Consider the following 21,298-nt stretch of genomic DNA (forward strand, 5'->3'; position numbering starts at 1 on the left):
GTACAAAGGCGGTGAAGTACATGCTGAAAAAACGAACGGTTGTCTTTCTAATGGTTGCCGCTATGCTGTGCGGTGTACTCATAACCATGGCATTGACCCAGCTGCCGGCTGCGCAGCAGACCGGAAACGGTGAAGGTCTTCTGGCGAGCATTTCGAATCGCAGCGGGCTCGATGATGCCGAGGCAAGGAAGCTCGGTACGGCGCTGGACCTGATCGAAGACAATTATTATAAGGACGTCGACCGGTCGAAGCTGGTTGACGGGGCGATTAACGGAATGATGGAAGCCCTTGGCGATCCGTATTCCAACTATATGGGCGAGGAATCCGCGAAGCAATTCACGGAGAGCATCGCAGGATCCTTTAGCGGGATCGGCGCTGAAGTATCCTCGCAGGACGGCAATGTCGTCGTCGTATCGCCGATCAAGGGATCCCCGGCAGATAAAGCAGGCATTCGGGCGAAGGACACCATATTGTCCGTGAACGGCGAATCGCTGCAAGGCCTCGACCTGAACGCGGCGGTAGCCAAAATCCGCGGTCCGAAAGGCTCCAAAGCTGTACTGAAGATTAAGCGCGCAGGCTCCGATGAGCCGATCGAGCTTGTCATTGTTCGGGATGATGTTAGCCTGGAGACGGTGACCGCCCGGATGGAGAAGGACGGCATCGGGATTATCGAGATTACCCAATTCTCATCAAATACCGGTGAACGCTTTACGGAAGAGCTTGAGAAGCTGGAGAAGCAGGGCATGAAGGGCCTCGTGATCGATGTGCGGAACAATCCGGGCGGCGTTCTGTCCGAGGTCATCGGGATCACCGAGAATTTTGTGCCGAAAGGCAAGTTGATCGTCCAAGTTGAAGACAAAGACAAGAAACGGGAAAAGCATGTGTCGAACGGGCAGGCGAAGCCTTATCCGATCACCGTTCTGATGAACAAGGGCAGCGCAAGTGCATCTGAAATTTTGGCCGGAGCACTTCAGGAATCGGCAGGTGCGACCTTGGTCGGCGAGCATTCCTTCGGCAAAGGGACCGTTCAGACCAGCTTCGAGAAGCAGCTTGGCGACGGCAGCCTGTTGAAGGTCACCATTGCGAAGTGGCTCACGCCGAACGGCACCTGGATTCATGAGAAGGGGATTGAACCGGATATTAAAGTAGACCAGCCGGAATACTTTACGGTCGCCCCGATTGACAAGAAGAAGACCTACAAGTATGACGCGAACAGCAGCGACGTCAAGAATGCCCAAATCATGCTGGAGGCCCTCGGCTTTGATCCGGGTCGCACCGACGGATATTTCGACCGGGCGACAGAGAAGGCCGTCAAGAGCTTCCAGAGCAAGCATAAGCTGAAATCCGACGGCGTCCTTAACAGTGCGACGGCGGAAAGTCTGGAGGCAGCACTGATCGAGAAGATTCAGGATCCGAAAGTGGATAATCAACTGAATCGCGGACTTTCCGAAGTTCGGAAGGAAATCGCGGCAAGAGCGTCGAAACCATAAGAAGGCTGCAACTTAGCCTTCTTTTTTCTTTGATTCGAGAAAGGAGCGTGGCTGGCTGTTGGAAACGCTGGTACAACTGCTGATGCGTGGGATGGATGCAGGCTTGCAACTTCTGACGCAGCCCTTTTATTATATTTCGATCCTATTCGTTATGCTGCTCTACCGGAGGCAGGTACTCCTGGAGCGTAAACTGTTTCATGTACGCTTGCATTCCTGGGGATTGCAAACCTGGCGGACATTTCTCGGCGGATTGCTGGCAGGGCTTGCGGTGTCTGTCGCAGTCGCTTTCCTGGGGGTAAGCCTAAGCCTGGGGGCGATTATCTGCATCTGGGTCACCTCATTGATCTTGATGCTGTTTCATATCCGGTATTTGTGCTTTGCTTATTCCATCGGACTGCTCGGCATCCTCCAGTTCGTGTTGAGCTGGTTTCCGAATCTGGCAGCGGAGGGATGGGCTCATGCGGTGCTGTCCACCATCCGCAGCCTGGATATTCCGGCCCTGCTGGCGCTGGCTGCCGTGCTGCATTTCGCCGAAGCCGTTCTGGTCAAGCTGCAGGGGTCAAGCTTTGCGACGCCGCTGTTCCTGGAAGGGAAGCGGGGCAAGCTGGTCGGCGGCTATCATATGCAGAGCTTCTGGCCGCTGCCGCTGTTCATGCTTGTACCTGCCGCCGGCGGAGGGGCCGTGCTTCCGTGGACGCCGTTCTTCGGCGGGGATGCGTGGAGCGGCGGATTTATGATGATGGCGCTGCCGGTCGTCATCGGCTTCGGCGAGATGACGCAGAGCATGCTGCCCAAGGAGAAGGCGGCGATCACCTCCAAGCGGCTGATCATTTACGCCGCGGTCGTGCTCGCATTGAGCATGCTTGCCGAATGGTGGTCGCCGTTGACCCTGATTGCGGCATTGGCCGCTCTGCTGCTGCATGAAGGCTTGGTATGGTACAGCCGGTATGAAGAGCAGCAGCGCAGTCCGGTATTTGTGCATCCCGTTCGCGGATTACGGGTGCTGGCTGTTCTGCCGGATAGCCCGGCCCATGAGCTCGGCATTCAGCCGGGCGAGACGATTCTGAAGGTGAACGGTACCCTGGTCCACAGCAAGGAGCAGCTTCACGGCGCTCTCCGGCAAAACCCGGCTTTTTGCAAGCTGGAGGTTCAGAACCATCAGGGCGAAAGCAAGTTTTTGCAGCGCGCCATTTATGCCGGGGACCATCATCAGCTGGGAGCGATCGTAGCCCCGGATCCGCGCGATGGCATTGCCGCCCGATTGAAGCCGGTAAGTCTTATTACGCTGCTGGCGAACAAGCTGCATGTCCAGAAGTTTCGCAAGGATCCGGCGGGCGAGAAGGCTCGCCGCTCGGAAGAAGCGGGATTTCATTCATAAATGGGAATGACGGTGCTTGTCGAAGAGACAAGCATCGTTTTTTTATTTCATTTCAGGCTGTCCTTCAATTCACTTGCAACCTAATGGAAGTCATGTGCGTCTGTATCCACAAATAGCCAGTGATGGCGTAGAGGGGGGAATGGAGTGGCTTCATTATCTAATGCAGCTGTGATTTGGACCGTTGTCGTCGCAGGGGTGTTATCGATCATTGGATGCGAGTCGGGAGGATCATCTTCCCAGCCGAAGCCGGCGCACGAAGCCCCACAGGGTCCGGCAACGGGGGTTGCCGCGAGCCATGCAGACACGAGAGATTCCGAAACTGCGGCAGGGCCCGAGGAAGCGGTCGTGTATGAAGGGCTGGTAGCCGGAAAAAGTACGATCTTGGGCACGAATAAGATCAAATACCGAGTTCTGATCCTTCGTGAGGTCGATGAACAGACGGCAGTGAATGGCAGGCAGCGCGATCTGGAGCGGGCGGCGGTAGCTTCAAATGGAGCGTGGTATGAGGTAAGCCGGGAGCAGTTTGATCTCATCCGGCGCGGTCAGCGCGTAAAGGCGGTATCGACGAACGAGCAGCTGGATATGCGTCCCCCCGTTCGCCTGGCACAAACCGTGGATATTGTACAGGAACCGGAAGGACGGTTCCATTTTAATTTTCTGGATGATGTCATAACGGGTACGGTGCGTTCACTGGACGCCAATGCAAGGCGGATCGAGCTGGACGTTTCGGCTTGGGTGAACCGGGATAAGAGAGGTGCTATTGAAGACATCGGGCACGTGATAGGCGTGAACATCAATGAGGGTACGGTGCTTCGTGACGAGCAGGAGAGAAGGCTGGAGCTGTCCTCCATCAAGACTGGAGATAAACTGAATGTTGTGCCGGCGGGAGGAAGCTACCGGTATGACCGAGATGGCAGCCAACAGCCTTTACGGGCAGATAAGGTCACAAGGCTTGAACAGACTAGGAAGGAAAAGCTCCGGAGGTTGATTGCCCAAGGGCCGGGCGGAATCCATACGGTCCTTATGGATCAAGCGGGAAGTGACGCAAGCCAGCAATGGGATGAGCTTGCGGCACAAGTGCCTGGAGCTTTATATGGCGGTTATTCCGCCATCGAATACCGTGAGGGAGATGCTGTCGATTATAAGCTGGAGCTCGGGCTCGATAGATTGCCGGTCTATCTCGTGTTCGACCGTGATGACCTGCTCTTTCGTACCGAATCGGTGAAGGAGCTGCAGCGCTGGTTCAATCTGAGAGCTTCCGAGCAGCGCTGAAGCATAGAGTCGCGTAACCAAACCGTAAATGGAACCCGTAACCCGTAATCGTAACCTCTAACCGTAGCCTGTAACTGTAATCCGCTAACCGTAAATCGCAAACCGTAAATCGCAAACCGTAAATCGCAAACCGTAAATCGCTAACCGTAAATCGCAAACCGTAAATCGCAAACCGTAAATCGCAAACCGTAAACCGTAAACCGTAAATCGCAAACCCTTGAACCAAACCAAACCGTATCATAACTCAAGGCCTGCAAAGCGCGGCTTTCCATGAAGGAAGACTCCGCTTTGCAGGCCTTATTGACGGTTAAATCGATTATTAGTTAACTCTGAACTTTCTTCAAATAAAAGATCGCAATTTGCGTCCGGTCGCGCAGACTGAGCTTGCCCAAAATATCGGTCACGTAATTCTTAACGGTGCCCTCGCTCAGGTACAGCCGGCCGGCAATCTCCTTGTTGGACAGGCCGTCGGCAATGAGGGTAACGATGTTGCATTCCGCCGGCGTCAAACCGAACGCCTCCAGCCTGGCCGGCGTCTGGGGAGCGGGCTGCGCGGCAGGGCGGAGCATGCCGGTCAGCTTGCGGGCGATATCGGGATGAATCAGCATATTGCCGTCATGGACGGTTTTGATGCCCTGGATGATCCGGTCCGGCGGGATGTTCTTGAGCAGATAGCCGCTTGCCCCATTCCGCAAAGCCTCTGCAATATAATCCTCATCATCGAACGTGGTCAGCATCAGCACCCGGATGTCGGGGTATTTCTCCCTGATGCGCAAGGTACCTTCAACGCCGTCACATACCGGCATGCGGATGTCCATCAGCACGACGTCGGCCGCAAGCCCGCCTTCCAGCAAGTCGAGCGCTTCCCCGCCGTGAGCCGCCGCCCCGGTTATTTCGATATCCGGATCCATCCCCACGAGCAGCTTCAAGCTCTCCCGAATGAACGGGTCATCATCGACAATCAGTACGGAAATCATGGTAAGCACTACCTTTTCTTTAAATTGGACGCTTGCTCCTTCATCGATCGTTTTATACGATCTCACGCTTTCGGTAAACCGGCAGCCGGGTGATCACGGTAAACGGAGCGCTTTGCTGTACCGTAAGCGTTCCGCCAACGACCTTGGTCCGCTCCAGCATGCCGCTGAGGCCGATGCCCTGCTTGCCTTGGCCCGGGTCCGGACCATCGGCCGGCTCCGGCACTTTGCCGTTGTTGCTGACCTCCATGCGAACCTCATCTTCCCCATAGTGCAGAAAAATTCGGACATGCGTGGCGCCTCCGTGACGGAGAGCATTCGTGATCGCCTCGCGGGCGTTCTTATATAATACCACCTGCTGGCTCGGATAGAGCGGATAGGGCATTCCTTGCAGCTCAAGGTCGGTTTCGATGCCGGTTTCCTTTCCGGTCTCGGCAAGGAGCCGGTCCAGGGAATAATCATCGGCCATGCGCCGGTGCGGGCTCATCTGCTTAACGGCCGAACGCAGCTGTTCCATGCTGTCGCCCAGTTGGTCCCGGATCTGGTGCAGCAGCTCCATGCCGCGAGCGGAATCGCGGGGGACGGTATGGACGACCGCCTCCATCATCATTTTGATGCGGATCAGCCGGTGGCCGATATCGTCATGCAGCTGGCGGGAGATCCGGTTCCGTTCCTCGGCCTGCGCCGCCCGTTCCACCTGGTGCGCGAATTGCAGCAGCTGTCTGCCCGCTTCATCCTGCTGGAAATGCAGCCGCTTCAGCTCGTCGTACAGCTTGATGTGATCGGCTTGTTTTTCAAACAGTTGCTGGATTTGGCCGAAAGCCGCCGCGAAGAACAAAAATAACAAATTGGCCGTTGTCGTCAAGAGCGGATCCCAGCCGGCAATGGCGATGTTCAGCAGCCCGAGGTGAGCGAAGGCAAACCACCACCGCCAAGAGCGCTCCAGCAGGGGCAGATAGACGCACATCGTGGACATGGACAAGAACACCATCATGAATCCGTATTGATGGCACAGCCACAAGGATAACGCGATTTCAACCACCGCAGCCGCCTTGGCCCCGGGCGGGGTGGGCAGGAAACGGCTCAGCACCGTCACCGCGAGAAACAGGAGGACGAACACCATATATTCCCCGTAGTCATCCAGCTGCTGAAGGAACATATCGGCCGCGGCCGGAAGGAGAATCAAGCCGTAACGAAGATAAGCGAGAGGAGAAGACATGTGCGATCAGCAACCTTTTTCATAAACTAATATCTTCCGGTCCATCAGTGGCTTCATTATATCACAGGACATTCGAGCGATAGGAGATGACTTTGGTCACCCCATAAGGTGACTTCTTCTACCTGAAGGAAACGACGAACTTGTATACAATGAATGTCAGAAAGCTGAATTGAGGAAACGGAGATGGTACGAATGGCGGTCTTTCTGGAAATGAAGGATGTCGTGAAACGATATGGTAGCAAGCTGTCGGTGGACCACCTGAACCTGGAGGTACAGGAAGGGGAAATTTTCGGGCTGCTCGGGCCGAACGGGGCTGGGAAAAGCACGTCCATCAGCATGATCTGCGGCCTGCTGCCGAAGGATCAGGGGAGCATCAAGGTCGATGGCATATCGATTGAGGATCAGCCGCTTGAGGTGAAGCGAAGAATCGGATTGGTTCCGCAGGATCTCGCCTTGTACGAGGAAATGTCCGCGATGGACAACGTCGCTTTTTTTGCAAAATTGTACGGACTTCGGGGGCAGCAGCTGAAGGAACGGGTGGAGGAGGCATTGACGTTCGTCGGACTGCAGGATCGGGCCAAGGACCGGCCGTCGACCTTTTCCGGCGGGATGAAGCGACGGCTGAACATCGCCTGCTCGATTACCCATCGCCCGAAGCTCATCATCATGGATGAACCGACGGTAGGCATTGATCCACAGTCGCGCAATCATATCCTGGAGTCTGTCCGGACGTTGAATGAGATGGGCTCGACGGTCATTTATACCAGCCATTATATGGAGGAGGTTGCCGCGATCAGCGACCGGGTGGCCATTATGGACCAAGGTCATGTCATCGCCTGCGGTACGCAGCAGGAGCTGCGGGCCCGGGTGGCTCAAGAGGAGCGCATTATCCTCACGGCAGATGGGGTCACGGAGGAGCTTATCCAGGAGATGAAGCTTCATCCGCGCGTCGGGCGCGTTACGCAACTTGATCATCGGCTCGAGATTTATGTTCCATCGGCGCAAGAGGAGCTGCAGGATATTCTGTTCATTTGCGGCAAGCACGGCACGACGCTCCGATCGCTGCAGTGCGAGGAGCCTGACTTGGAGACGCTGTTTCTCAGCCTGACTGGACGGAAGCTGCGGGACTAGACAGGCCGGAGGTCTCCGGATACATGAAGGGAGAAAACAAACCATGAATACTGCGATTATCGCCTGGTTTGAGCTCAAGCGAATGGCTACGAGCCGGACGGTGCTGATCAATCAATTTTTGCTGCCGCTTATTCTGATCTTTATATTAGGTAACGCGCTATCCGGCTGGTTCGGCAACGAAAAGGAATTTGAGCAGCCGCCGGTGAATGTGGGCTTTATTCTGCCCGAAGCGCAGGGGGAGCTCCCTGCAAGTATGATTGGGCTTGTGAATGTACGGGAGTTGCAAGATATTATCGTTCAGCATGTCCTGTCAAACCGTGAGGAAGCGATAGGCAAGCTCCGCCGGGGAGAGCTGGATTATGCGGTTGTGATCCCGGAAGCTTTCGACGAGCGGATGGGACGGGGAGAAGCGGTGAAGCTGGAGCTGCTTCCCGGCAGAGACTATAATCTGAATCTCGTGGCGGATACCGTCTTTACAACATTTATGGCGGACGCGAATCATAAACAGGCGGAGGCCATCGTGCTCGGCGGCTCGCCGTCGTTGGCGGTACCCGCATCGGCTTCCGATGGGAAGCCAGGCGGAGCTAGCGTGGAGGTTGGACAATTGGGCGAAAAGGGCGGGTCTTATTCTGCCGCTCAATACTATGCGGCTTCCATGTTGGTCATGTTTCTGCTGTATTCAGGCCTGATGGCAAGCAGCAGCCTGCTGGGCGAGCGGGAGAGCCGGACCCTGTACCGGCTGCAAAGTGCACCGGTATCCCCCGGCACGATTTTTGCCGGCAAAATCATTGGGTGCAGTCTGATCACGTTTGTGAAAGCAGCTGTCATTGTGCTTGGATCGATGTGGCTTTATGGCGTGAAGTGGGGAGGGCATCCGCTCCTGCTGATCACGGTCTGCGTCCTGCTCACCTTGTCGTCCATGACGATTGCGGCGCTCATTACGTTCGTGTCCCGCACGGCGGCCGGAGCCAGGGGCCTGATGCAGGCCATAATCATCGCCATGACGTTTGTCAGCGGAGGCTTTATGCCGCTGCCGGTGGAGTTTTTTCAGAAGATCGCAGCCTTTACGGTCAACCACTGGGCGATGCAGAGCATGCTGCGGATGATGCTGGACAGCGAGACCGGCCTCGTCCTCTCCTGCATCGGGATGCTGGCGATCATAACGGCCGTGCTGTCGGCCTTTGCCATGATCACGTACCGAAAGGTGGGATACCATGCCTAGCTTGATTATCGCCTGGAATATGGTGAAACGGACGCTTGGGCGGAGACGGGGCTGGATTGTCTTTGTCCTGGTGCCCTGTGTCGTCGTCACGCTGACGGTGTTTCTGCTGGGCAGAACGACGGCAGCCGGTATCATTGTCTCCTATGTGAATGAGGACGAAGGTCCTGCAGGGAAATACTTGATGGAGCAGCTGGAGCACAGCGGACAATATGTGCTGAAGGAGTCGGCTTCCGAGGATGTGCTGCGCGAGGAGCTGCTTCAGAATAAAAGCACGGTCGGCGTTTATGTTCCCCGAAGCTTCAGCGACGGAATCATGGAAGGGGGATCGCCGAGCGTCAAGGTGTATGAAGTATCAACGTCGGAAGCATCGGTCATGATCCGCATGACCGCCGATTCAACGGTTAAGCGTCTGAACGGATCGGCCTCAGCAATCCGGGAAATGTCTGACTCGGGTGAGGGCCGCATGCAAGCGCTGAGCCAGGTGCTGGAGCAATCCGCCAAGAAGCGGGTGGATACGAAGGTGACGGATCTGAATCTGTACGCCAAGCCGGGCTTGTCGAATGTGACGGGATTTACGCTTATGTTCATGATGACCCTGATCTCGAGCGTCGTGGCGATGATATTGGACGACCGGAGGCAGCGCACGCTGTCGCGGATGTATACGGCACCGGTCCGGGCATACGAGATCGCGCTCGGCAACTTTCTGGGGAGCCTTGTCGTCGGTTCGCTGCAGGTAATCATCGTGCTTCTGCTCAGCCGGTATGTGCTGCGTTACGAGTACGGCATTCCGTTCATGCTGCACTTTCTCATCCTGATGGCCTTCATGCTGGTGTCGCTGGGGCTTGCCAGCACGATCGCGGGACTCATCCGCAACGATCAAAATGCCGCGATGATCAATTCCATGATCGTCACGCCGAGCTGCATGCTGGGCGGCTGCTTCTGGCCGCTGGCCATCATGCCGGAGTTCATGCAGAAACTCGCCAACTTTATTCCGCAAAAGTGGGCGATTGAAGCGGTGGAGATCGCCGCGACCGGCGGCACGCTCGCTGATATCAGCCTGCCGCTTGCGGTCCTCGGCTTGATGGCCGTCATTTTGCTCGCCGTCGGCTCTGCCGTTCTGCGGCCAAGCGAGAGCGGGACAGGAACCGCCGCTTAGAGCCGGTTCTTGTAATGATTCGTCTGTCGAGCTTCGTTGACGAGTACCGATCGTGATAGCTAAGAAAATCAAAGGCCAGACCGCAACCTGCGGCCTGGCCTTTGATGATGTGAAAGGGAGTGCTTTATCGGCAACTCGCAAGATTTGAATGCCGTGCTACGTTGAGAGTCGGTGCCTGCTACTGGCGAAGCTGTCGCAGCACGGTGATCTCGACCCGGCGGTTTTTCTGTCGGCCTTCAGGAGTGGTATTGTCCGCGGCCGGTCTTGTATCCGCATATCCCGCATACTGGAAGTCCGCTGGATCCAGCCCTTCCTTCTCTAAGAAGAAGCGAAGCACCGACATGGCGCGTGCGCCGGAAAGCTCCCAATTATCCTTGTAGATGGAGCCGCGTCCGATCGGCACATCGTCCGTATGGCCTTCGATGCTGACGGTGGAATCCAAATTTTTGAACAGGCTCGCCAGCTTGCCGAGCACGGGAGCTGCACCCGGCTTCAATTCCGCCCGGCCGACATCGAACAGGAAGCGGTCGCTTAATGTAATGGCGATTCCTTGGGGCTCGTCCGAGATGAAAATATCGTCCTCGAGCTGGTTATCCTTCACATATTGCTGAATGAGTCCCATAAAGCTCGCCAGCTCCTCTTCCTGGGCGCGGAAGGCGAGCTCACGCTCGCTTAACGGCCCGGCGTCTTCGGCATCATCGGCGCTGTCTTCCTCAGCTTTAGAAGGAGGGTTCTTGTGGTTCTCCGTATCGGCCGTGCCGGTTATGCCGGAGCCCATCTCCAGAATACTGTCCCCGCTCTGAAAGGTGGCCTGCAGCGACTCGGTGACCAATTGATATTTTTCCGGATCCAAACGGCTCATCCCATACATGACGACAAAAAATATCAGCAGCAAAGTAATCAGATCCGCATAGGTGATCATCCAGCGGTCGCGCTGATCGCCGCCAGCCTGCGGACGGGAGCGCCGCCTCCGTCTATTCGGTCCACTCATGGGCGAACCCCCTTGATGCCGGTCCATCCAACCTGCCCGCCGATGCGAAGGAGGCCAGCTTCTTGCGGACGATAAGCGGGTGCTCTCCGTTCTGAATGGCTAGAATGCCTTCCAGCAGGAGCTCCATATTTACAATTTCTTCTTCGGAACGTGCTTTAATCTTCGTTGCAATGGGCAAAAAGATAATATTGGCGCTCGCAACACCGTATAAGGTAGCTGTGAACGCGACGGCAATCGAAGGGCCGAGATTCGTGGGCTCCTGCAAACTGCCGAGCACATGGATCAATCCCATGACGGTTCCGATAATCCCCATCGTGGGCGCATAGCCTCCGGCAGATTCGAAAATTTTAGCGTAGCCTTCGTGCTTCTGCTCGGCGGCCTGGATTTCAAGCTCAAGGATTTGGCGGACCATTTCGGGATCGGTGCCGTCGACGACCATCTGCATCCCTTCTCTCAGAAAAGGATCGGCATGCTCGTCCGAGACGCGCTCCAAGGCCAGAACGCCGTCTCTTCGCGCAATGACCGACATATCGACCAGCGAATCGATAAGCTCGCCCGGTGAACGGACGCTGCGGCCGAAGGCCAGCCGGAGGGCGGCGGGGATGGTTCGGAGACGGGAGAGCGGGAAGCTGATGAGGACAGCGGCCACGGTTCCGCCGAACACGATCAGCGCTGCCGCGCCCTGCATCAGCCCTCCGATATGTCCGCCTTCCCAGAGGAAGCCTCCGATGAGGGCCGCGAGTCCGGCCAGAATGCCGATAATGATTGTTATATCCATAATGCTGTAATCATCTCCTTTATTTATAGTTGAACCATGATTGAACTCACTAGAAACCGTTTAAGGCAATTTAAAACGGACCGAAAAGCGCACGTTTGCCCGCGCTAAATTTACCGGATCGCGGGCTGCTGAATATTCCATGAAATTGTTTGCATCAAAAAAACGTAAAGGGTATAATGAGACGGGAACAGATATTCTTATTCCTGTTAACCGACACCACTAATTTCCCAATATCTATATCATCGGGAGATTTCGACATATCTTTTAGCATGATTTACATTTTAGAGCATAAGGGTGATGATGGACAATGAGCGATTTAGTTGTCAGTACCAAATCCTTTGAGATTGAGTCCGAGTTCCAGCCGCAAGGCGACCAGCCGGCTGCGATCGAGCAGCTGGTTGAAGGGCTGCGCCAGGGGAAGAAGCACCAGACCCTGCTCGGTGCAACAGGAACCGGCAAGACGTTTACGATCGCGCAGACCATCGCCAGAGTCAACCGGCCGACCCTTGTCATTGCGCATAACAAGACGCTTGCCGCACAGCTGGCGAGCGAATTCAAGGAGTTTTTCCCGAACAATTCGGTTGATTACTTTGTCAGCTACTACGATTACTATCAGCCGGAAGCGTACATCCCTTCTTCAGATACGTATATCGAGAAGGATTCCAGCATCAACGAAGAGATCGACAAGCTTCGTCACTCGGCCACGAGCTCGCTGTTCGAGCGACGGGATGTCATCATCGTTGCGAGCGTATCGTGCATTTACGGCTTGGGATCGCCGAAGGAATACGGGGAATTGCTGCTCTCGCTCCGGGTAGGCATGGAGAAGCCGCGCAATCAGATTCTGGCGCGGCTTGTTGATATTCAGTACCAGCGCAACGATATCAATTTCGTGCGCGGCACGTTCCGCGTCCGCGGAGACGTCATCGAGATATTCCCTGCCTCGAAGGGCGAGCATGCGGTTCGCGTCGAGCTGTTCGGCGACGAAATCGAGCGAATCACGGAGATTGACGTCCTGACGGGAGAGCTGGTCGGAGAGCGCGAGCATATTGCGATCTTCCCGGCCTCCCACTTCGTAACCCGCGAAGAGACGATGCGGGTTGCGCTGATCAATATCGAGCGGGAGCTGGAGGAGCGCCTTGAGCAGCTCCGCTCCGAGGGCAAGCTGCTCGAAGCGCAGCGGCTGGAGCAGCGTACGCGTTATGATATCGAGATGATGAAGGAAGTCGGATTCTGCTCCGGCATCGAGAACTATTCGGGGCCGCTGACGTTCCGGGAGCCGGGGGCAACCCCGTATACGCTGCTCGATTATTTCCCGGACGACATGCTGATCGTGATCGACGAATCGCACGTGACGCTGCCGCAGATCCGGGCCATGTACAACGGCGACCGCGCAAGGAAGACAGTGCTCGTGGAGCACGGGTTCCGCCTGCCGTCGGCGCTCGATAACCGTCCACTGAAGTTCGAGGAGTTCGAGGAGAAGGTCAACCAGATTATCTATGTATCCGCAACGCCGGGGCCTTATGAGCTTGAGCACTGCGATACGATGGTGGAGCAGATCATCCGGCCGACCGGGCTGCTCGATCCGATCATTGACGTGCGGCCGACGGAAGGGCAGATCGACGATCTGATCGGCGAGATCCGGGAGCGGGTTGACCGTGACGAACGTGTGCTGATTACGACGCTTACGAAGAAGATGGCGGAAGACTTGACCGATTACCTCAAGGAGATTGGCATCAAGGTCCGCTACATGCACTCCGATATTAAGACGCTGGAGCGGATGCAGATCCTGCGCGACCTGCGCTTGGGGACGTTCCACGTATTGGTCGGAATTAACCTACTCCGGGAAGGCCTTGACCTGCCGGAGGTGTCCCTGGTAGCGATTCTGGACGCGGATAAGGAAGGCTTCCTCCGCTCCGACCGGTCCCTGATCCAGACGATCGGCCGCGCCGCCCGGAACTCGGACGGCAAGGTCATCATGTACGGAGACAAGATCACCGATTCGATGGATCGGGCGATTAAGGAGACGGAGCGCCGCCGCAGCATTCAGGTTGCCTACAACGAGAAGCACGGCATTACGCCGCAGACGATCCGCAAGAAGGTGCGGGACGTCATTGAAGCGACGAAGGTGGCCGAGGGCAAGGCGGACTATTTGGCCGGCGACAAGCAGAAGATGTCGAAGAAGGAGCGTCAAAGCCTGATTCAGCGTCTGGAAGCCGAAATGAAGGAAGCCGCGAAGAATCTCCAGTTCGAGCGTGCCGCAGAGCTTCGGGATGCGCTGCTGGAGCTTCAAGCCGAGTAAGGAGCTTATCTTATCGGAGCTCCGCATTAGGCGAGTCATGCCCGGCAATTAGCTTCCCGCGGGCATTATGCTGGATTTTGGATTTGGATAACAAGGAGGACGGCCCGGGCGGTCGTTCTTCTTGGTTCATATATACAGGCTCATATTTTTATGCACGGAGTAGGAGATGATATCGTTTGGCCAGTGAGAATATTGTGATTAAAGGCGCCCGCGCACACAATTTGAAGAATATCGACATCACGATCCCGCGCGACAAGTTTGTTGTGCTGACCGGACTTAGCGGCTCGGGCAAATCCTCCCTCGCGTTTGACACCATTTATGCCGAGGGGCAGCGCCGGTATGTAGAATCGCTCTCCGCATATGCCCGGCAGTTCCTCGGGCAGATGGAGAAGCCGGATGTGGATTCGATCGACGGTCTGTCCCCGGCCATCTCGATCGACCAGAAGACGACCAGCCGCAACCCGCGTTCGACCGTAGGTACGGTCACCGAAATATATGATTATCTGCGGCTTCTGTTTGCCCGGATCGGGCATCCCCACTGTCCGGAGCACGGCGTGGAGATAACGTCCCAGACGGTAGAGCAGATGGTGGACCGCATTATGCAGTACCCGGAGAAGACAAGGCTGCAAATTTTGGCCCCGGTCGTTTCCGGACGAAAAGGCGAGCATAAGAACCTGTTCACGGACATTGCGAAGCAGGGCTTCGTCCGCGTGCGGGTCGACGGCGAGCTTCGCGACCTGTCCGAGAGCATTGAGCTCGAGAAGAATAAGAAGCATACCATCGAGGTTGTCGTTGACCGCATCGTCGTTAAAGAGGATATCGAGGCGCGCCTGGCAGACTCCATCGAGACCGCGCTTAACCTGTCCGGCGGGCAGCTGCTGGTCGATATTATCGGCCAGGAGGAGCTGCGGTTCAGCTCGAACTTTGCCTGCCCGATCTGCGGATTCAGCATGGAAGAGCTGACGCCGAGAATGTTTTCCTTTAATACCCCGTTCGGTGCGTGTCCGGATTGCGACGGCTTGGGCGTGGAGATGATCGTTGATCCCGAGCTGCTGGTGCCGGACACGAGCAAGAGCATCGAGGAAGGGGCATTTTTGGCCTGGAGCGGCGGCACATCGACGTATTACCCGCAATTCCTGAAATCGGTATGCCAGCATTACGGCATTCCGCAGGATGTGCCTGTGAGCGAATTAAGCCAGGAGCAGATGAATAAGCTGCTGTACGGAACGGGCAACGAGAAGGTGCACTTCCGTTATGAGAATGATTTCGGACAGCGAAAGGAAGCGTATGTCACCTTCGAGGGTATCATCCCGAACCTGGAGCGCCGTTATCGCGATACGAATTCCGAGGGCATTCGCGAATATATCGAAGGCTACATGAGCAGCAAGCCATGCGATGTATGTAAGGGGCACCGCCTCCGCAAGGAGAGCTTGGCCGTTACGATCAATGACCGTAACATGGCTTATGTCACCAGCCTGTCGATCGGAGAGTCGCTGAAGTTTTTCGAATCGCTGGATTTGACCGAGAAAGAGCGGCAGATCGCCAATCTGATTCTGAAGGAAATTCATAGCCGCTTGGGCTTCCTCGTCAATGTGGGTCTGGATTATTTGACCCTCAGCCGTTCGGCAGGGACCCTCTCCGGCGGCGAAGCGCAGCGGATCCGGCTCGCCACGCAGATCGGCTCGAGCTTGATGGGCGTACTCTATATTTTGGACGAGCCCAGCATCGGTCTTCACCAGCGCGATAATGACCGCCTGATTGCTACGCTGGAGCATATGCGGGATCTAGGGAACACGCTCATCGTCGTTGAGCATGACGAGGATACGATGATGGCTGCCGATTATATCATCGATATCGGTCCGGGTGCCGGCATTCATGGCGGGCAGGTTATTGCCCAAGGAACGCCGAAGGAAATTATGGAGGACCCGAATTCTCTGACCGGCCAATACTTGAGCGGCCGCAAGTTCATCCCGGTTAATCTGGAGCGCCGGAAGCCGGATGGACGCTGGCTCGAAATCAAGGGAGCGAAGGAGAACAACCTCAAGAACATCAACGTTAAGTTTCCGATCGGCGTCTTTACGGCGGTAACGGGCGTGTCCGGTTCAGGGAAATCGACCTTGGTGAACGAGATTCTGTACAAGACGCTTGCTCGGGATTTGAACAAAGCGAAAGTACGCCCGGGTCAGTATCGTGAGATCAAGGGACTTGAGCATGTCGAGAAAGTGATCGATATCGACCAGTCGCCGATCGGTCGTACGCCGCGCTCGAACCCGGCCACCTATACCGGCGTGTTCGACGATATTCGGGATATCTTCGCCCAGACGAACGAAGCGAAGATTCGCGGATACAAGAAAGGCCGCTTCAGCTTCAACGTCAAGGGCGGCCGCTGTGAGGCCTGCCGCGGCGACGGCATCATCAAGATCGAGATGCACTTCCTGCCGGATATTTATGTGCCATGCGAAGTATGCAAGGGCAAACGGTATAACCGGGAGACGCTTGAGGTTAAGTATAAAGGCAAAAATATATCGGAAGTGCTGGAGATGACGGTGGAGAATGCCACCGAGTTCTTCCAGAACATTCCGAAGATCCACCGAAAGATGCAGACGCTGATGGATGTCGGTCTCGGGTATATTACGCTCGGGCAGCCGGCCACGACGCTCTCCGGCGGGGAGGCACAGCGTGTGAAGCTGGCTTCGGAGCTGTATCGCCGGAGCACGGGCAAGACGATGTATATCCTGGATGAGCCGACCACGGGCTTGCATGTGGACGATATCGACCGCCTGCTTACCGTGCTTCACCGGTTAGTCGATTCCGGCGAATCGGTGCTGGTCATTGAGCATAATCTGGATGTCATTAAGACGGCGGATTATATCATTGACCTTGGTCCGGAAGGCGGAAGCGGCGGCGGCACCATCATCGCTACCGGAACGCCGGAGGACATCGTGAAGGTGCCTCAGTCTTACACAGGCAAATATCTGAAGCCGGTATTGGAACGCGACACGAAGCGGACGGCGGAGCTGAATAAGGTAGAGGCTGCCCGTTAAGGAGCTGCCGCTTCTCGAATCCTTGCCGAGCACCCGATGAATGGATCATCGGGTGCTCTTTTTATTAGGATGCGGAATGGATTCAGAATCCGAACGTTGGCCTGAAGCCAAACGAATAAAAGACCGGCATAAGCGGTCATCCTAAGGATTGCAGCTTATGCTGATTTTACCTTCAGGATAGGGCCATTCCGGTTCCCGGATATTACAAATGATCGAAGAACGATCCGCCACTGTAGCGGCCTTTGTGCTATGATGCCAAGCCCCAAGAATATGATTATTTTCACGACAAAAACGAAGTGACTGGTTAAATATGAGAAATTTCTATGACTTTTTTTCATTTTGTGGTCACTGGGACTTGCATCTTGGCGGACTCACGGATAACATAGAAGAAGATATGCAAATTTGCCCGAGAAAGAAACTCACGAGGAGGTACGTCTCATGTTCCTTGCAGCTGTATCGGATGCAACTGCCAAGTTCAAGTATTTCGATATCTTTATGATCCTGTTCACCATTCTCATTTTTGTTGGTGTGGTTCGCTTGTTGATGGCCCGCCAAAAAAATAAATTCGCAATCGCTTTCGGTATCGTCAGCTTGCTCGTGTTCCTGTACTCGGACTACGCGATGGTTACCGGTTGGTTCAAATAGTTAAACCGTACGGACGATCGTAATGAATGGTCATGACGAAGGGATAATACATACAAACAAGACGCCGCCTGCATGGAGCAGGGAGAGCGTCTTTTTGTGTTCTGATCGGCTGATATACCGGGCAAAGTTTAGAAACCTGATCGAGGGTCCGTGGACGGCTGACGTTTTGCGAGTTGATGCAGGAACAGGAGGGGATGCGGCCCTGCAATTTAATTGGCAGGAATTATTACGCACCTGTCTTGCATTCCGTTCAATAGTGCACATGATATAGGTCTTAAAGTCATGGTTGCATATGGAAAAATATGATAACTTATATATAAGTTGAAAACTAAAGATTTAACAAAAGAGGCATAGTGAGAAATGATTCTGAAGAAGGTAAAAGCTTTCTGAAGGAAAGCTGCTTCGGAAGCACGCGCTTGGTTCGCCTTTGTGACCGGATTTCCCCTCTACATAAATTTGGAATCATAGAAATCAGGGAACAACAGTGATCGTAAGAACATTTCACACGGCAGCCTTAAGCGTTAATCAAACGTTCAACTTATACAGGAGTAATGTTGAAACGGGATCGAGGATGGGACCGGGGAGGAACAGGTGAACAAATGAAGAGACGCGGATACAAAGTATCAACGGCGCTGCTGCTGAGCACTGCGCTCATGCTAGGAAGCCATGGGGCCATTCTGGAAGGGGAGGCTGCAGCGACAGAAAGTTTTATAGTCAAGAGTACATACGAGCCAGAAACGGTACCAAGCGTGATTAGCCGATTATCGCCGTCGGTAGTGGGCATTATCGGTAAAGTGGCCCAGGGAACACCGGGCGAAGTGGATGATCGATATAATCTGGCGCACGGAACGGGCGTCATCTGGAAAGCGGACGGCTGGATCGTAACGAACGCCCATGTAGTGGACGGGCTAAGCGGCATTACCGTCGTTACGTCCGACGGCAAGTCCTATAAGGCAAAGGCTGTTTTTAGCGATCCGAAGAGTGATATCGCACTCGTCAAAATCAACGCCAAATCCCTCAAGCCAGCTGTGTTCGCGGTAACCGCCCAGGAGGCAGTGGTTGGCGAGACGGTCGTTGCAATCGGTACGCCGATCTCGTTCTCGCTCCGGAACTCCGCTTCGGTCGGGGTGGTCAGCGGGCTGAACCGGAGCGTTGACGGCTCCTACCGATTGATTCAGACGGATACCGCAATCAATCCGGGAAATAGCGGAGGACCGCTTGTCAATTTAAAGGGCGAGGTCATCGGCATCAATAGCAAGAAATTCGCCGCTGTCGGCATCGAAAACATGGGCTTCTCCATTCCGGCGGAAACCGTCCGGTATGTTGTCGATCATCTGCTGAAGTACGGCGAGGTTCGGAGAGCCACGCTTGGGCTGGAGCTGGAGGAAAGCTGGTCCGCCATTGTCGGGCTGCCTTCGGATGACCCGCTGACGGTCACCAAGGTGCTGTCCGCCGAGGCCAAAAAGGCTGGAATAGCGGAGGGAGACGTGCTGTATGGCATCAATGGAAAGCGTGTCTACTCCGTGGTGGATATTAATGAGCGGCTGAAGTCCTACACGCCGGGACAGCAGGTTCGCCTGCTGATGCAGCGGGACGGGGATATTGTAAACGTCAGCCTGAAGCTCAGCCAGGACGGCGCTTCCGCTGTATCGACTGACGATGAGGGAGGCGAAAGCGCATGATCAAGGGAGAGAGAACCGGAATATCGCGCGGGCTGAGAAAGATGGCTGTCGGAGCTTTGTCATCGGCGGTACTGCTGGCAGCATTATCGATTCCGGCATGGGGCGATGCGGCATCGGAGAAGCGGGTGCTGACGATTCAGAGCGGCAGCAGTAAGGCTTCCGTCAACGGCAATGCGTACGAAATCGCGAAGCCGGTTGTGAAGCAAGGCGTGCTGATGGTGCCGCTAAGCGTATTCAAGAAAGCGTTTGGCACCGAGATTCGGCTTGAAGGAGAGAATCGGGTTCGGCTGCTGCAGGGGCCCCACACGGTCGTGCTTGTGATCGATAACAAGACGGCCTGGATCGACGGCAAGAAGGTGCAGCTGCCGGCTGCCCCGACGATGGTCTCGGGAACGCTCATGGTACCGCTGCGGAATGTGGCATCAGGGATCGGAGCTAAGGTAACCTCGTCCCAAGGAAAGCTGTCGATCAGCTTGACCGTTACCGATAAGGAAGAGAAGCGCGACGAGGATGCGATCAACACAAGCAACGGCAAGACCCGAATCGGCAACAGCTATTACGGCTGGAGCATCAATTACCCGTCCTGGATGATGGTCGGGCGAGGCTCGGATGATGAGAGCGGGACTGCGTTCAATGACACCGCGGGCCGCTATTACCTGGAGGTGCATGTAACCCCGCAAGAGGTGGAGCTGGACACGGATGATCTCCTCGAACAGCTGGTGAAGGAGGTCGAGGCATCCGGCGACATCGTGCTGCACGAGGAGAAGGTCGAAGCCGGAGCGCTGCCTTATGCCCGCATTGTTTCCCGCGACGTGGACGGCGTGCTGTGGGAAAGCCGGCAGTATTATGACAACAAGAAGTTGTACGAGCTGTATTTTGCGGATGCGGAGGCGGTCCACTATCGTGATATGGATAAGCATGCAGGGCTGCTCGGTTCGTTCCGTACCTCGTATAACGGATCGGATAAGTCGCTTAAAGATATCTCGACGGTCGTGAACGGGCTGCGCGAGGCCGGCAATGCAGAATACGGCATCCGCCTGATGGTGCCGGCCGGCTGGCAGATCGACAATCGGGAGATGCTGTACGGGGCCGAGAAACAGGGATACTTGTCCGTATCGGTCACATCGGCGCCGGCCGGAGCGAACGGCACGCTGGCAGCCTGGGCGCAGCGGCTTCAGGATTGGTTCGCGGAGTCGTTCGTGAAGGATGCGTACCAGATTATTGGCGTAACGCCTGTCGAAATTTCAGGGGTCCGGGGACAGGTTCAGGAAGTGCGGTATACGTACGGCGACAAGTGGATCACGGAGTATGAAGTGATGGTTCAGAAGAACGGCTACCGCTACTATTTGGAATATGCGGTGCCGGAAGGGCAGGAAGCCACGGCCGCGAGTTGGAAGAAGGTGCTGGAATCGGTGGAAATCGATTATGAGGCGGTACCGGAGAACTTCGGACGAATCGGTGAAGAAGGCTTCCTCACGGACAAAACGCGGATGAGCGCGAAGAGCTCCCGGACATATCGTTATCATATTGATATTCCAAAGTATTGGGAGCCGGTGCGCGACCAGTTCGAGCAGGAGAATATCGAATATGCATTTGCCGGAGGCCGGTTCGAGCTTGCGGTCCAGCAGGACACAACCGCGGAATACGTGGTTAGCCAGCTGAAGCGTTACTACAATGAAGCCGCCTCTGTGCCGGGCGCATCGCTTAAGCTGCTGGGGATCGAGCAGACGAAGGTTGCCGGTGTTCCGGCGGTGTCCTTCAATGTGCATCAGGTCAAAAATGGCATTGAATATACGACCCGGGAGCTGGTATTCGAGAACGGGGGCATCACCTACACGATCATCACCACGCTGAATGATGCCAATGCAACGGAAGCCCAGCAGGCTGCGCTCGATCGGACGCTGTCCTCCTTTGAGTTCGTCAAATAATGTCCACGCAGGGCTAATGGAGTGCCGGGATAATGAGTTAACCTTATGAGTTTCCGAGATGATGAGTTGGATGTAAATAAGGGCGATCT

15 protein-coding genes are annotated in these 21,298 nt (G+C 55.5%); 11 read left to right on the forward strand and 4 right to left on the reverse strand.

What is annotated here, in order from left to right:
* Window positions 1-20: 20 nt before the first annotated feature.
* The 3 genes from MKX76_RS25430 to MKX76_RS25440 all read left to right on the forward strand — a co-directional run bounded on the left by MKX76_RS25430 (window position 21) and on the right by MKX76_RS25440 (window position 4,140).
* Window positions 21-1,490, forward strand: a complete 1,470-nt coding sequence (locus MKX76_RS25430) for a S41 family peptidase (protein WP_007132271.1) — start codon at window positions 21-23, stop codon at window positions 1,488-1,490.
* A gap of 58 nt (window positions 1,491-1,548) precedes the next feature.
* Complete coding sequence (locus tag MKX76_RS25435; protein WP_341034798.1) at window positions 1,549-2,868, forward strand: PDZ domain-containing protein; 1,320 nt, start codon at window positions 1,549-1,551, stop codon at window positions 2,866-2,868.
* Window positions 2,869-3,012: 144 nt separating this feature from the next.
* Window positions 3,013-4,140, forward strand: a complete 1,128-nt coding sequence (locus tag MKX76_RS25440) for a hypothetical protein (RefSeq protein ID WP_341034799.1) — start codon at window positions 3,013-3,015, stop codon at window positions 4,138-4,140.
* Between the two features lie 323 nt (window positions 4,141-4,463).
* Here MKX76_RS25440 and MKX76_RS25445 read toward each other — a convergent pair whose 3' ends face one another.
* Together MKX76_RS25445 and MKX76_RS25450 are read right to left on the reverse strand one after the other, a co-directional pair.
* A complete protein-coding gene (locus tag MKX76_RS25445; RefSeq protein ID WP_341034800.1) occupies window positions 4,464-5,117 on the reverse strand; it encodes a response regulator transcription factor in 654 nt (217 codons plus the stop codon).
* Between the two features lie 52 nt (window positions 5,118-5,169).
* Window positions 5,170-6,333, reverse strand: coding sequence for a sensor histidine kinase (locus MKX76_RS25450; protein WP_251535733.1), 1,164 nt, complete (start codon window positions 6,331-6,333; stop codon window positions 5,170-5,172).
* Window positions 6,334-6,516: 183 nt separating this feature from the next.
* Between MKX76_RS25450 and MKX76_RS25455 the strand changes: the two genes are divergently transcribed.
* The 3 genes from MKX76_RS25455 to MKX76_RS25465 are packed head-to-tail and all read left to right on the forward strand — an operon-like array spanning window position 6,517 to window position 9,842.
* Window positions 6,517-7,464, forward strand: coding sequence for an ABC transporter ATP-binding protein (locus tag MKX76_RS25455; RefSeq protein WP_432806738.1), 948 nt, complete (start codon window positions 6,517-6,519; stop codon window positions 7,462-7,464).
* Between the two features lie 43 nt (window positions 7,465-7,507).
* Window positions 7,508-8,686, forward strand: coding sequence for an ABC transporter permease (locus MKX76_RS25460; RefSeq protein WP_341034801.1), 1,179 nt, complete (start codon window positions 7,508-7,510; stop codon window positions 8,684-8,686).
* On the forward strand, window positions 8,679-9,842 hold the full coding sequence (locus MKX76_RS25465) for an ABC transporter permease (RefSeq protein WP_341034802.1): 1,164 nt from the start codon (window positions 8,679-8,681) through the stop codon (window positions 9,840-9,842). Before MKX76_RS25460 ends, MKX76_RS25465 begins: the two co-directional genes overlap by 8 nt.
* A 178-nt stretch (window positions 9,843-10,020) precedes the next feature.
* Here the strand turns inward: MKX76_RS25465 and MKX76_RS25470 are convergent, their stop codons facing one another.
* Window positions 10,021-10,833 carry a flagellar motor protein MotB gene (locus MKX76_RS25470; RefSeq protein ID WP_007132262.1) on the reverse strand — a complete coding sequence of 271 codons (813 nt, stop codon included), beginning with the start codon at window positions 10,831-10,833 and terminating at the stop codon, window positions 10,021-10,023.
* Entirely contained in the window at window positions 10,817-11,611 is a 795-nt protein-coding gene (locus MKX76_RS25475) for a flagellar motor protein (RefSeq protein ID WP_144868663.1), read from the reverse strand. Before MKX76_RS25475 ends, MKX76_RS25470 begins: the two co-directional genes overlap by 17 nt.
* A 307-nt stretch (window positions 11,612-11,918) precedes the next feature.
* Here MKX76_RS25475 and uvrB point away from each other — a divergent pair, with 307 nt between their 5' ends.
* The 5 genes from uvrB to MKX76_RS25500 all read left to right on the forward strand — a co-directional run bounded on the left by uvrB (window position 11,919) and on the right by MKX76_RS25500 (window position 21,209).
* Window positions 11,919-13,910 carry an excinuclease ABC subunit UvrB gene (uvrB, locus tag MKX76_RS25480; RefSeq protein WP_007132260.1) on the forward strand — a complete coding sequence of 664 codons (1,992 nt, stop codon included), beginning with the start codon at window positions 11,919-11,921 and terminating at the stop codon, window positions 13,908-13,910.
* 176 nt (window positions 13,911-14,086) lie between these two features.
* Entirely contained in the window at window positions 14,087-16,954 is a 2,868-nt protein-coding gene (uvrA, locus tag MKX76_RS25485; protein ID WP_007132259.1) for an excinuclease ABC subunit UvrA, read from the forward strand.
* A gap of 438 nt (window positions 16,955-17,392) precedes the next feature.
* Window positions 17,393-17,599 carry a hypothetical protein gene (locus tag MKX76_RS25490; protein ID WP_007132258.1) on the forward strand — a complete coding sequence of 69 codons (207 nt, stop codon included), beginning with the start codon at window positions 17,393-17,395 and terminating at the stop codon, window positions 17,597-17,599.
* Between the two features lie 653 nt (window positions 17,600-18,252).
* A complete protein-coding gene (locus MKX76_RS25495; protein WP_445669858.1) occupies window positions 18,253-19,281 on the forward strand; it encodes a S1C family serine protease in 1,029 nt (342 codons plus the stop codon).
* Entirely contained in the window at window positions 19,278-21,209 is a 1,932-nt protein-coding gene (locus MKX76_RS25500; RefSeq protein ID WP_341034804.1) for a copper amine oxidase N-terminal domain-containing protein, read from the forward strand. The genes MKX76_RS25495 and MKX76_RS25500 overlap by 4 nt, the downstream gene beginning before the upstream one ends.
* The last annotated feature ends 89 nt before the right edge of the window (window positions 21,210-21,298 follow it).

Source organism: Paenibacillus sp. FSL R5-0810 (assembly GCF_038002285.1).
Taxonomy (GTDB): Bacteria; Bacillota; Bacilli; order Paenibacillales; family Paenibacillaceae; genus Paenibacillus_AQ; species Paenibacillus_AQ lactis.

Bases quoted from the DNA above. Each gene is read 5' to 3' on its own strand.
- MKX76_RS25430 (WP_007132271.1), top strand. From the start codon at position 21: ATGCTGAAAAAACGAACGGTTGTCTTTCTAATGGTTGCCGCTATGCTG.
- MKX76_RS25445 (WP_341034800.1), bottom strand. From the start codon at position 5,117: ATGATTTCCGTACTGATTGTCGATGATGACCCGTTCATTCGGGAGAGC.
- MKX76_RS25450 (WP_251535733.1), bottom strand. From the start codon at position 6,333: ATGTCTTCTCCTCTCGCTTATCTTCGTTACGGCTTGATTCTCCTTCCG.
- MKX76_RS25455 (WP_432806738.1), top strand. From the start codon at position 6,517: ATGGTACGAATGGCGGTCTTTCTGGAAATGAAGGATGTCGTGAAACGA.
- MKX76_RS25460 (WP_341034801.1), top strand. From the start codon at position 7,508: ATGAATACTGCGATTATCGCCTGGTTTGAGCTCAAGCGAATGGCTACG.
- MKX76_RS25465 (WP_341034802.1), top strand. From the start codon at position 8,679: ATGCCTAGCTTGATTATCGCCTGGAATATGGTGAAACGGACGCTTGGG.
- MKX76_RS25470 (WP_007132262.1), bottom strand. From the start codon at position 10,833: ATGAGTGGACCGAATAGACGGAGGCGGCGCTCCCGTCCGCAGGCTGGC.
- MKX76_RS25475 (WP_144868663.1), bottom strand. From the start codon at position 11,611: ATGGATATAACAATCATTATCGGCATTCTGGCCGGACTCGCGGCCCTC.
- uvrB (WP_007132260.1), top strand. From the start codon at position 11,919: ATGAGCGATTTAGTTGTCAGTACCAAATCCTTTGAGATTGAGTCCGAG.
- MKX76_RS25490 (WP_007132258.1), top strand. From the start codon at position 17,393: ATGTTCCTTGCAGCTGTATCGGATGCAACTGCCAAGTTCAAGTATTTC.
- MKX76_RS25495 (WP_445669858.1), top strand. From the start codon at position 18,253: ATGCTAGGAAGCCATGGGGCCATTCTGGAAGGGGAGGCTGCAGCGACA.
- MKX76_RS25500 (WP_341034804.1), top strand. From the start codon at position 19,278: ATGATCAAGGGAGAGAGAACCGGAATATCGCGCGGGCTGAGAAAGATG.